The 10,374-nt window shown below is 73.1% G+C and carries 13 protein-coding genes; 10 read left to right on the top strand and 3 right to left on the bottom strand.

What is annotated here, in order from left to right; all coding sequences use genetic code 11:
- The first annotated feature begins 104 nt into the window (after positions 1–104).
- Positions 105–884: an ABC transporter permease gene (locus amrb99_RS16810; protein WP_190856902.1), complete on the top strand. Its 780-nt coding sequence runs from the start codon at positions 105–107 to the stop codon at positions 882–884.
- A gap of 132 nt (positions 885–1,016) precedes the next feature.
- Here the strand turns inward: amrb99_RS16810 and amrb99_RS16805 are convergent, their stop codons facing one another.
- Positions 1,017–1,412, bottom strand: a complete 396-nt coding sequence (locus amrb99_RS16805; protein ID WP_190856901.1) for a MerR family transcriptional regulator — start codon at positions 1,410–1,412, stop codon at positions 1,017–1,019.
- 93 nt (positions 1,413–1,505) lie between these two features.
- Between amrb99_RS16805 and amrb99_RS16800 the strand changes: the two genes are divergently transcribed.
- Positions 1,506–2,246: an SDR family oxidoreductase gene (locus amrb99_RS16800; RefSeq protein WP_190856900.1), complete on the top strand. Its 741-nt coding sequence runs from the start codon at positions 1,506–1,508 to the stop codon at positions 2,244–2,246.
- 52 nt (positions 2,247–2,298) lie between these two features.
- Here the strand turns inward: amrb99_RS16800 and amrb99_RS16795 are convergent, their stop codons facing one another.
- Positions 2,299–2,694 (bottom strand): helix-turn-helix domain-containing protein, encoded by a 396-nt coding sequence (locus amrb99_RS16795; RefSeq protein ID WP_190856899.1) that lies wholly within the window; start codon positions 2,692–2,694, stop codon positions 2,299–2,301.
- A 137-nt stretch (positions 2,695–2,831) separates the two neighbouring features.
- Here amrb99_RS16795 and amrb99_RS16790 point away from each other — a divergent pair, with 137 nt between their 5' ends.
- Entirely contained in the window at positions 2,832–3,380 is a 549-nt protein-coding gene (locus tag amrb99_RS16790; RefSeq protein WP_190856898.1) for an SRPBCC domain-containing protein, read from the top strand.
- A 165-nt stretch (positions 3,381–3,545) separates the two neighbouring features.
- The gene (locus tag amrb99_RS16785) at positions 3,546–3,809 is read left to right on the top strand and encodes a WhiB family transcriptional regulator (protein WP_206699970.1); all 264 of its coding nucleotides are present in this window, start codon (positions 3,546–3,548) and stop codon (positions 3,807–3,809) included.
- Here the strand turns inward: amrb99_RS16785 and amrb99_RS16780 are convergent.
- Entirely contained in the window at positions 3,784–4,986 is a 1,203-nt protein-coding gene (locus amrb99_RS16780; protein WP_347256713.1) for a low temperature requirement protein A, read from the bottom strand. The two genes, amrb99_RS16785 and amrb99_RS16780, sit on opposite strands and share 26 nt — an antisense overlap.
- A 190-nt stretch (positions 4,987–5,176) precedes the next feature.
- Between amrb99_RS16780 and amrb99_RS16775 the strand changes: the two genes are divergently transcribed.
- The 6 genes from amrb99_RS16775 to amrb99_RS16750 all read left to right on the top strand — a co-directional run bounded on the left by amrb99_RS16775 (position 5,177) and on the right by amrb99_RS16750 (position 10,358).
- The gene (locus amrb99_RS16775; protein WP_190856897.1) at positions 5,177–5,935 is read left to right on the top strand and encodes an SDR family oxidoreductase; all 759 of its coding nucleotides are present in this window, start codon (positions 5,177–5,179) and stop codon (positions 5,933–5,935) included.
- A 64-nt stretch (positions 5,936–5,999) separates the two neighbouring features.
- Positions 6,000–6,437, top strand: coding sequence for a cupin domain-containing protein (locus amrb99_RS16770; RefSeq protein WP_190856896.1), 438 nt, complete (start codon positions 6,000–6,002; stop codon positions 6,435–6,437).
- A 122-nt stretch (positions 6,438–6,559) separates the two neighbouring features.
- Positions 6,560–6,820: a hypothetical protein gene (locus tag amrb99_RS16765; protein ID WP_190856895.1), complete on the top strand. Its 261-nt coding sequence runs from the start codon at positions 6,560–6,562 to the stop codon at positions 6,818–6,820.
- 36 nt (positions 6,821–6,856) lie between these two features.
- Positions 6,857–8,677 (top strand): ferritin-like domain-containing protein, encoded by a 1,821-nt coding sequence (locus tag amrb99_RS16760; protein WP_190856894.1) that lies wholly within the window; start codon positions 6,857–6,859, stop codon positions 8,675–8,677.
- On the top strand, positions 8,674–9,636 hold the full coding sequence (locus amrb99_RS16755; protein WP_190856893.1) for an alpha/beta hydrolase: 963 nt from the start codon (positions 8,674–8,676) through the stop codon (positions 9,634–9,636). The genes amrb99_RS16760 and amrb99_RS16755 overlap by 4 nt, the downstream gene beginning before the upstream one ends.
- Positions 9,636–10,358, top strand: coding sequence for an alpha/beta hydrolase (locus amrb99_RS16750; RefSeq protein ID WP_190856892.1), 723 nt, complete (start codon positions 9,636–9,638; stop codon positions 10,356–10,358). The genes amrb99_RS16755 and amrb99_RS16750 overlap by 1 nt, the downstream gene beginning before the upstream one ends.
- The last annotated feature ends 16 nt before the right edge of the window (positions 10,359–10,374 follow it).

The raw sequence follows: 10,374 nt of genomic DNA, 5'->3' as shown, positions 1-10,374 counted from the left end.
ACCGGCCAAACCCCCACCCACAACCCCGCCCACAACCCCGCCCACAACCCCGCCGACACCGATGACCGCGCCAACAGCAACGACCGCAAGCAGGAGATCGCCCGATGAACACCCTCGCTCTCGCCGCACGCGACTCGCGCACCATGGTCGGCCGGCAGCTCAAGCGCCTGATCCGCTACCCCTCCATGACCGTCCAGCTGATCATCACCCCCGTGATCATCCTGCTGCTGTTCGTCTACGTCCTGGGCGGAACCCTCGGCACCGGACTCGGGCACGGCGGGGGGCGTGACGCCTACATCAACTACGTACTGCCCGGCATCCTGCTGATGGCCGTGGCCACCGGCGCCACCGGAACCGCCGTCATGGTCGCCACCGACATGACCGAAGGCATCATCGCCCGCTTCCGCACCATGCGCATCTCCCGCGCCTCAGTCCTGACCGGCCACGTCATCGCCGCCGTCATCCAGCAACTCCTCGGCATGACCGTCCTGATCGCCATCGCCCTGGCCATCGGCTTCCGCCCCCACGCCACCGCCACCGACTGGCTCGCCGCCACCGCCATCCTCACCCTGTTCGCCTTCGCCATCACCTGGCTATCGGTCGCCCTCGGCCTGAAGTCCTCCACCCCCGAAGCCGCCAGCAACGCCCCCATGCCCCTGGTCCTGCTGCCCTTTCTGGGCAGCGGATTCGTCCCCACCGACTCCATGCCCACCGCCCTGCGCTGGTTCGCCCAATACCAGCCCTTCACCCCCATCATGCAAACCATCCGCGGCCTCCTCCTCGACACCCCCATCGGCAACAACGCCGCCATCGCCACCGCCTGGTGCACCGCCATCGCCCTCGCCTCCTACCTGTGGGCCAAGCACACCTTCAACAAAGCCTGACCCCCACACAACCCGGCCACACAGGGCCGCCAGACCACCCGGTCCGGCGGCCCTGAGCCATTCGTGTATCCGTCAGTGCGAGTGCGCCCCTGGAACACGGGCACGCGGATGAATCCGCGCCGGCGCCGGCGGTCAGGGACGGGCGGCGAGCGGAGCCCGGTCGTCGGCCGCGCTCCCGGACGCCGTGTCGATCACTTCGTCCAGGACGTCGCGCGAGCGGACCAGATCGCCGATCAGGCGGTTGATGCGGTCGCGCTCCGCGGCGAGCTCCTCGACGAGCTTCGGGGTCGCGATCTCGTTCGGCCGGCCGTCGCCGTCCCTCATGCAGGGCAGCAGCTGGGCGATCTTCTTGCTGTTCAGGCCCGCGGCGTAGAGGGTCTGGATGCGGACGACGCGGTCGACCGCCCACTCGCCGTAGTCCCGGTGCCCGCCGGGCGTCCGTTCGGCGCGGAGCAGTCCTTGCGCCTCGTAGTAGCGCAGGGAACGCTCGCTCACGCCGCTGCGCCGGGCCAGCTCACCGATCCGCATTCCGCACCCCGTGAAGACCACTTGAACCTGACACCAATGTGAGCTCCTACCTTGCCGCCATGACGAGCGGATCGTCCAGGGAGGGAAGCAGCGATGAGTGAACTGACCGGCAAGGTGGCGCTGGTGACCGGCGGGAGCCGCGGAATCGGCGCGGCGACGGCGAAGCGGCTGGCCGGCGCGGGAGCGGCGGTCGCGTTGACCTACGTCGAGGCGGCGGACCGAGCGCGGAAGGTCGCCGAGGAGATCGAGGCGGACGGCGGCAGGGCCGCGGTGGTCCAGGCCGACTTGACCCGTCCCGACGCCGCGGAGGAGGCGGTGGAGCGGACGGTGCGGGAACTGGGCCGCATCGACATCCTGGTGAACAACGCGGGCTTCCTCGCCTACGGCCCGCTGGCGGAGGTGACGGACGAGGAACTGGACCGGGTCCTCGCCGTGGACGTCCGGTCGGTGTTCCTGGCCGCCCGGGCGGCCGCGCGCCACATGGGCGACGGCGGGCGGATCATCAGCATCGGGTCGTGCTTCAACGGGCGCGTTCCCGGCGCGAACTTCGTCCTCCAGGCGACGGCCAAGTCCGCGCTCGTCGGGTTGACCAAGGGGCTCGCGCGGGAGCTGGGGCCGCGCGGGATCACCGCCACCGTCGTGGACCCGGGACCGATCGACACCGACATGAACCCGGCCGGCGGCGAGACCGCCGGCTTCCAGCGCTCCCTCACCGCGCTGGGACGGTACGGCGAGGCCGAGGACATCGCCGCCGCGGTGGTCTACCTGGCGGGTCCCGGCGGCCGCTACGTCACCGGCACCGCCCTGGCCGTGGACGGCGGGTACACCGTCTGACGGCGGCCGGTCCCCGTCCGCAGGCGGGCGGGGACCGGGCCGCGGTCGCACGTCAGCCGTCGCGGTCGAAGGCGTCGCGGTTGCCGGCGATGGCGGACCGGTGGGTCCGCACCCAGAGGACGAGGTGGTCGACGGCCTGCGCGAGCGAGCGGCCGAGCGCGGTGAGCTCGTACTCGACCCGCGGGGGGACCTCGGAGTAGGCGGTCCGGGTGACCAGGCCGTCGCGGTGCAGCGCGCGCAGGGTGTGGCTGAGCATCCGCTGGGAGATGCCGCTGATCCTCTCGTGCAGGGCGGTGTAGCGCATGGGGCCGGACGCCAGCTCCGTGACGATCAGGACGGTCCACTTGTCGCCGACGCGGGCGAGGATGTCGCGGACGAGCCCGATGGTCTCGACGCAGTCGGGCGCGACCCCCTGCGCGGTCAGTTCGGCGCGGAGCGCGGCGTCCATGCGATTCGGCCCTTCGCGTTGCGTTGCCTACTTCAAAGTGCGTATTGGCGAGGGGGATTAATGCCCGCCGATCCGCGATTCCTACCGATCGTAAGTGCGGAGGCCCGCTGCGGCGGCCAGCGAACGGAGGACGCGGGATGAGCGACCAGGACACCGGACCGAGGCGGACGGACGGCGGAACGGAGGTCCGCCACGAGACCTTCACGATCACCCGGCGGCTGGACGCGCCGCCGGCCGCGGTCTTCGCCGCCTTCGCCGACGACGCGGTCCGGCGGCGCTGGGTCAAGCTCCCCGGGTCCGGAGCCACGTACCACCACGAGTTCCGCGTCGGCGGCGGCGAGACCGCTCAGAGCACATTCGCCGTCCTGGACGCGGCGCCGGAACATCTCGACTACCGGTCCCGCTACATCGACATCGTGCCGGAGCGGCGCATCGTCTACGTCTACGAATCCACTGTCGACGAGGTGCTCCGCTGGACCTCGCTCGTCACGGTCCAGATGGCCGGCGACGCCGGATCGACCGATCTGACCTGGACCGAACAGGTCGCCTTCCTCACCCGCACGGGCGACGGCTCCGCTGACCTCCCGCACCTGCGCGGCGGGACGGCGCTTCGCCTGACCGGCCTAGCGGTGGCGCTCCAGCCGCCAACGTCGGGGGCGCCCGCCGGGGGCCGGAGATTCGCCTAGGGCTTCCCAGGGCTTCCTAGGGATTCGGCTAGGGACTCACACGGGTCCGGCCGGGCGCCATTTCGGAGACCGTTGTTCTCGGCCCCCGAAATGGACGCACTCGGCTGGAGGGACAGTGACGACTAACGATCCATCGCCCGGACCCGCGGAAAGGGCGCGAACACGATGAACCTGCACTGGACCGAGACCGCGTCGTGCGTCTCTGTCGATGCCGATCTGTTCTTTCCGCTGGGCGACGAGACCGTCCACGCGGAACAGATCGCCGAGATCCGCCGGGTCTGCGCCGCGTGCCCGGCCGCGCGCCGCTGCCTGGAATGGGCGCTGACGACCGGCGAGCCGGAGGGCATCTGGGCCGGGACCACCCCGGGCGAGCGGCGCCGCATCCGGGCCGCCGGCCGGACGGTCAGCGCCCCTCCCGGTTCGGGATGATCGTGAGGACGGCCGTCAGGACGCAGGTGGCCGCGATCGCCGCGACGATCGCGGCCACCCCGGCCCCCGGCGCCGCGAGCGGCAGCAGCAGGACCGCGGCGACCCCGCACAGCACCACCGCCGGATGCATGACGCGGGCGCCCGGCAGGGGCGTGTGGACCGTCCAGAGCAGCAGGACGAACAGCGCGGTCGGGATCGCGACGGCGTAGCAGGCCGCGAGCGGCGACGCCCCGGCGTCGTGCCCCGTCTGCCCGACCGCCACCTCGAGCCCCGCGCCGAGCGCGGCGAGGCTCGCGAAGACGCCGTAGTGGCCGTAGCCCCACCGGTAGGACCGGCGGCGGCCGTCGCTGAGCGCCTCGCCCGCCGGGACGAGGAAGTAGAGCCACCAGAGGGCGAACAGCAGGACGAGGCCGGACCCCGCGATGACGATGAGCCGGCCGCTGACCTCCGCCTCGTCGAGCGCCCCGGCGACCGCGTTGGACGCGGCGAGGACGCTCTCCCCGAAGAGGATGATCGTGAACAGGCCGTAGCGTTCGGCGATGTGGTGCGGATGCCAGCTGGTGGGGCCGGCCCGCTCCGCCCACCGCGGCACCGCGAGCTCCAGCAGGGCCAGTGCCGCGAAGCACGGTACCCGCGTCGCCGGCGGCAGGGCGCCCGCCTCGGCCGCGACGAGCCAGAGGATCCAGCCCGCCTGCGCGACGGTGACGCCGAGGGCGTAACGCAGCGCGGTGCGGCGGCCTGCCGGGTCCTCGGCGCCCGCCCGCAGCCACTGCGCGACGAGGGCGGTCCGCATGACGAGGTAGCCGATCGCGACGGTGCGGTAGTCGGAGTGGTCCGCCGCCGCCGGGACGCCCGCCGCGAGGACGAGGACGCCCGCCATCTGCAGCATGGTCAGCAGCCGGTACGGGATGTCGTCGGTGTCGTACGACGACGCGAACCAGGTGAAGTTCATCCACGCCCACCACACCGCGAAGAAGACCTGGAGGAACGGGACGAGCCCGGACAGGGCGTGCCCGCCGGCGACGTGCTCGGCGAACCGGGCGGTGACCGCCGCGACCGCGACCACGAAGGTGAGGTCGAACAGCAGCTCCAGCTGGCTCGATGCGCGGTGCGGCTCGTCGATCGCGCGCGCGGTCATCCGGACCCGGATCCGGCACGCGGCACCTGCTGGCGGCACGGTCTCGCTCCCGTCGTCGCATGGCTCGTCCAGCCGCGAAGACAAGGGAGAAGCCCCGTTTGTGACGCCCGGGGCCCGATCCGGCCGCTTCCCGGAATCTTCCGCCGGAGCTGTCACAGCCCGGCGGGGCGGCCTGTCTTAGCTGGCGACCGGGCGGTGACCGACGGCCCGGCGGACGGAAGGGATCCTCATGAAGATCGTGGTCATCGGCGGTACCGGCCTCATCGGCTCCAAGGCCGTGGAGATGCTCCGGCAGCACGGGCACGAGGCGGTGCCGGCCGCGCCGAACACCGGCGTCGACACCCTCACGGGCGAGGGGCTCGCGGAGGTCCTGGAGGGCGCGTCCGTGGTGATCGACGTGTCCAACTCGCCGTCCTTCGAGGACACGGCGGTGCTGAACTTCTTCACGACCTCGACCGGCAACCTGCTGGAGGCGGAGAGGAAGGCGGGCGTCGGCCACCACGTCGCGCTGACGATCGTGAACACCGACCGGCGGCCCGACATCGGGTACTTCCGGGCGAAGGTCGCGCAGGAGAAGCTGATCGCGGAGTCGCCGATCCCGTTCTCGCTGATCCACGCGACGCAGTTCTTCGAGTTCGGGCGCAGGATCGCCGACGAGGCCGCCGCCGGCGGGGACACCGTCCCGATGCCGCCGGTGCTGTTCCAGCCGATCGCGGGCGAGGAGGTGTCCCGGACGGTCGCGCGGACCGCGGCGGGCGAGCCGCTGAACGGCCGGATCCAGATCGCCGGCCCGGAGGTGTCCCGGATGGACGAGTTCTTCCGCAAGGCGCTGGCGGCGTGGGGCGACCCGCGCGAGGTGGTCACCGACCCGCACGCGCACTACTTCGGCGCCGAGATGCACGAGCGCGACCTCGTCCCGGACGAGGGCACCGCGACCCTCGGCGAGATCAGGTACGCCGACTGGCTGGCGGCGAACCCCGTCAAGTGACCCGCCGTCAAGTGACCCCCGTCAAGTGACACCGTCCGCACCGACGAGCCGAGGAGGCGCCCCCATGTCCGGTCCCGACCCCACCGCCGCCGAGCAGAAGCCCAGGTCGACCGCGTGGCAGACGGCGCTGACCACCGTCCAGGAGGTCGAGCCGCCCTTCATCCCGGCCGGCGCGCACGCCATGACCGTGGTCATCGAGTACCCGCCCGGCGACCCCGGCGCGCCGCCGCACCGGCATCCCGGTCCCGCGTTCGGCTACGTGCTGGAGGGCGAGATGCTGATGGAGCTCGAAGGGCAGCCGCCCCGGCCGATCCCGGCGGGCGAGGCGTTCTGGGAGCCCGGCGGCGACGTCATCCACTACCAGGACGGCAACAACCGCGACGACATGCCGGTCCGGTTCGTCGTCACCATGCTCTGCGAGCCGGGCAAGCCCATGCTGACCCTGGTGGACGAGGCGGAGCTCGCCGAGCGCGCCCACCTGCGCGTTCCCCGGGAATCCTGACCCGGCACCGCGACGGCCCGGCCGCGCCCGGCACCGCGACAGCCCGGCCGCACCCGCACCACGGCCCGGCCGCCGGGCGGGCCGCCCGGCGGCCGTCCCGACGATCCCCGCGTGGAGGACAGATGAGCAGGCCGACGGGCGACGAGTTCGAGATCGAGTTCGAGGCGGAGGTCGAGGCCGAACTGGACCTCGCCGTGGCGAGCGAGCCGGGACCGGCCGGGCCGCCGGCCTCGGAGTGGCTGTTCGACCCGGCCGACGTCGAGCGCGAGGAGGTCGAGCTCCGCAACCTCCTCGGCGCGGCCGAGGAGCTGGAGGCCGACCCCCGGTCGCGCGGCACCGGCACCGGCACCGGCACCGGCGCCGGCACCGGCGAAGGCGCCTGACCCCCGCCCACCTCACGACATCCGAAGCGAGACACCATGAACCACCCGGCCGGGCGGCAGCATGCCCCCGTTCCCCTCCCGCCGGCGGGGATCGCCACGCTCGACGATCTCCGCGAGCACCTCCAGTGGGCGATCGAGCTGGAGCACGCGACCCTGCCGCCGTACCTGTGCGCGCTCTACTCGCTCGACCCCGAGCGCAACCCCGAGGCCGTCGAGGCGGTGGCGGGCGTCTTCATCGAGGAGATGCTGCACCTGGCGCTGGCCGCGAACCTGCTCAACGCCGTCGGCGGGAGCCCGCGGCTGGACGCGCCGGAGCTGCTGCCGCCGCACCCCCGGCGGCTGCCGCACGCCGCGCCGTCGCTGGAGCTGTCGCTGCTCCCGTTCGGCGACGAGGCGCTCGACATGTTCCTGCGGCTGGAGCGGCCGGCGCCGCCCGGCGCCCCCGCCGAGGGCGACGGCTACGAGACGATCGGGCAGTTCTACGAGGCGATCGAGGCCGGGCTGCGCGGGCTGTGCGACCGGCTCGGCGAGGCGGCGGTCTTCACCGGCGACCCCGCCCGCCAGGTCGGCGGCGAGCACTTCTCGCACACCGCCGGACGGATGATCGCCGTCACCGGCCTCGCCACGGCGCTGACCGCGCTGGAGGAGATCGTCGAGGAGGGGGAGGGCACGTCCCGCGGCGCGGTCTGGGACGGCGACCCGGACGTCCACCACCCCGACCGGGACGAGGTCGCCCACTACTACCGCTTCCAGGAGCTCCGGACGGGGCGGCGCTACCGCCGCGGCGACACCCCGCGGTCCGGGCCCACCGGCGAGCCGCTCGCCGTGGACTTCGCCGGCGTCCTGCCGATGCGTCCCAACCCGAGGATCGCCGACCACGCTCCCGGCAGCGCGATCCGGACGGCCCAGGAGGAGTTCAACCGGACGTACTGCACGCTGCTCCACCTGCTGGAGCAGGCGTTCAACGGCGGCCCGCGGCTGCTCGCGGTCGCCGTCGCGACGATGTACAAGCTGAAGGCGCAGGCCCAGGCGCTGATGCGGACGCCCGACGGCGAGGGCGCCACCGCCGGCCCCACGTTCGAGTACGTCCCGCCGGAGGAGCGCGGATGGACCGCCGGCGACGAGCCGCAGCGGATCACCGTGCTCCCCGACGGCCCGTACCTCGTCTACGGCGGCGTCCCGCTCCGCCGCAAACGCAAGATCGTCTCTGCTGAGAACAACGCGCTCACCTGGCGGACCGGGGAAGCGCTGCCGACGGAGGCCACCTACGCGCTGTGCCGCTGCGGCCATTCGGGGTCGAAGCCGTTCTGCGACGGGACGCACGCCCTGATCGGGTTCGACGGCACCGAGAACGCCGACGTCCGGCCCTACGAGGAACTGCAGCACGTGCACGACGGGGTGGACATCTCGGCGCAGCGGGTCGGCGAGCTGTGCATCCACGCCGCGTTCTGCATCGGCCGCACCCGGCCGATCGCGGAGATGCTCGCCGAGACCGGCGACAGCGACGTCCGCTCCAACATCATGGGGCGGATCGACCACTGCCCCTCCGGCTCCTACAGCTACGCCCTGCGGCGCGGCGGGGAGACCGTCGAGCCCGACCTCCCGCCGGCCGTGTCCGTCCTCGAAGAGGAGGACGGGCTGGCCAGCGCGCTGTGGGTGACCGGCGGCGTGCCGGTGCACCGCGCCGACGGGCGGCCCCTGGAGACCCGGAACCGCATGACCCTGTGCCGTTGCGGGCACTCCTCCGGCAAACCGCTGTGCGACGGGACCCACCGAAAGATCGACTTCCGCGAGGAAGCGCCAGGCCCGGCGACCCGCCCGGCCGGCACCACCACGGAGAAGGGAAGCACGGCATGAGCGAGCACGTCCTGGAGCCCGCGGCGCAGGAGTTCGGCGAGGCTGCGGCGAAACCGCCGCTGCTGTACGAGCGCGGGACCGAGGGGGCGCGAAAGCTCCTCGACGACGTCCAGGCCGGCCCGGTCGCGGCGCCCGACGTCGACGACACGTGGATCACGGTCCCGGCGGAGGTCGGCGACGTCCGGGTCCGCATCGTCCGGCCCGCCGGAACCGCCGGGACGGTCCTGCCGGCCGTCCTGTACGTGCACGGCGGCGGCTGGGTCCTCGGCAACGCCGGCACCCACGACCGGCTCGTCCGCGAGCTCGCCGCCGGCACCGGCGCCGCGTTCGTGTTCGTCGAGTACGACCGCTCGCCCGAGGCCCGCTACCCGGTCGCGATCGAGCAGGCCTACGCCACCGCGCAGTGGATCACCCGGCACGGTGCGGAGCAGGACCTCGACCCGTCCCGGCTCGCGGTCGCGGGCGACTCGGTCGGCGGGAACATGGCCGCCGCGCTGGCGATCATGGCGAAGCGGCGCGGGGACGTGACGTTCGTCCACCAGTCGCTGTACTACCCGGTCACCGACGCCGCGCAGGACACCGCCAGCTACCGCGAGTTCGCCGACGGCCCGCACCTCACCGCCAAGGCGATGGCCTGGTTCTGGGACGCCTACACCACCGATCCGGCCGAGCGCGCCGAGATCACCGCCTCGCCGCTGCGCGCCACCCTCGACGACCTGGCCGGGCTGCCGCCCGCGCTGGTCATCGTCGACGAGAACGACGTGCTCCGCGACGAGGGCGAGGCCTACGCCCGCCGCCTGACCGAGGCGGGCGTGCCGACCACGAGCATCCGCTACAACGCCGCGATCCACGACTTCATGATGCTGAACCCCGTCCGGGACACCCAGGCGTCCCGGGCCGCGACGGCCCAGGCCATCGCCGTCATCAAGGCCGCCCTCGGCACCGGGAAGGACGCCTGATGAGCACCGAGAAGCCCGTCGTCGTCCTGGTCCACGGCGCGTTCGCCGAATCCGCGAGCTGGAACCGCGTCATCCGGCGCCTGAACGGCCACGGTCTCCGCGCCGTCGCCGCGGCCAACCCGCTGCGCTCGCTGGCGGGCGATGCCGCCTACGTGCGCGATGTCGTCGCCGGGATCGGCCGCCCGGTGGTCCTGGTCGGCCACTCCTACGGCGGCATGGTGACGACCGCGGCGGCGGCGGGGGACCCGGCCGTCCGGTCGCTGGTCTACGTCGGCGCCTTCGCGCCCGACTCCGGCGAGAGCGCCCTGCAGCTGTCCGGCAAGTTCGAGGGCAGCACCCTGGCGGGCGCGCTCGTCGGCTACCCGGTCGCGTCCGGCGGCAACGAGTTCCGGATCGACGAGGAGAAGTACCACGGGCAGTTCTGCGCCGACCTGGACGCCGAGGAGGCCGCCCTCATGGCGGCGACGCAGCGCCCGGTGACCGAGCGGGCGCTGGCCGACGCGCTCGAGGTGAGCGAGCCGGCCTGGCGCACCAAGCCGTCGTGGTTCGTGTTCGGCGGCCTCGACCGCAACATCCCGGCCGAGGCGATCCGGTTCATGGCCGAGCGGGCCTCGGCCCGCGGGACCCACGAGGTCGCCGGCGCCTCGCACGCCATCGCCGCCTCGCAGCCCGACGCCGTGGTCGCCGCCATCCTCGACGCCGTCGGCGCCGACGGCGGCTGATCCGGGAAGGACCGCG

Source organism: Actinomadura sp. RB99 (assembly GCF_014706005.1).
GTDB lineage: Bacteria > Actinomycetota > Actinomycetes > Streptosporangiales > Streptosporangiaceae > Spirillospora.
Note: the sequence above shows the minus strand (reverse complement) of the source record. Positions and strands in the feature narration are given on the sequence as shown.

Excerpts from the sequence above, each read along its gene's own strand:
- amrb99_RS16770 (WP_190856896.1), top strand. The coding sequence starts at position 6,000 with ATGTCCGGTCCCGACCCCACCGCCGCCGAGCAGAAGCCCAGGTCGACC.
- amrb99_RS16755 (WP_190856893.1), top strand. The coding sequence starts at position 8,674 with ATGAGCGAGCACGTCCTGGAGCCCGCGGCGCAGGAGTTCGGCGAGGCT.
- amrb99_RS16785 (WP_206699970.1), top strand. The coding sequence starts at position 3,546 with ATGAACCTGCACTGGACCGAGACCGCGTCGTGCGTCTCTGTCGATGCC.
- amrb99_RS16805 (WP_190856901.1), bottom strand. The coding sequence starts at position 1,412 with ATGCGGATCGGTGAGCTGGCCCGGCGCAGCGGCGTGAGCGAGCGTTCC.
- amrb99_RS16765 (WP_190856895.1), top strand. The coding sequence starts at position 6,560 with ATGAGCAGGCCGACGGGCGACGAGTTCGAGATCGAGTTCGAGGCGGAG.
- amrb99_RS16760 (WP_190856894.1), top strand. The coding sequence starts at position 6,857 with ATGAACCACCCGGCCGGGCGGCAGCATGCCCCCGTTCCCCTCCCGCCG.
- amrb99_RS16790 (WP_190856898.1), top strand. The coding sequence starts at position 2,832 with ATGAGCGACCAGGACACCGGACCGAGGCGGACGGACGGCGGAACGGAG.
- amrb99_RS16795 (WP_190856899.1), bottom strand. The coding sequence starts at position 2,694 with ATGGACGCCGCGCTCCGCGCCGAACTGACCGCGCAGGGGGTCGCGCCC.
- amrb99_RS16750 (WP_190856892.1), top strand. The coding sequence starts at position 9,636 with ATGAGCACCGAGAAGCCCGTCGTCGTCCTGGTCCACGGCGCGTTCGCC.
- amrb99_RS16775 (WP_190856897.1), top strand. The coding sequence starts at position 5,177 with ATGAAGATCGTGGTCATCGGCGGTACCGGCCTCATCGGCTCCAAGGCC.
- amrb99_RS16800 (WP_190856900.1), top strand. The coding sequence starts at position 1,506 with ATGAGTGAACTGACCGGCAAGGTGGCGCTGGTGACCGGCGGGAGCCGC.
- amrb99_RS16810 (WP_190856902.1), top strand. The coding sequence starts at position 105 with ATGAACACCCTCGCTCTCGCCGCACGCGACTCGCGCACCATGGTCGGC.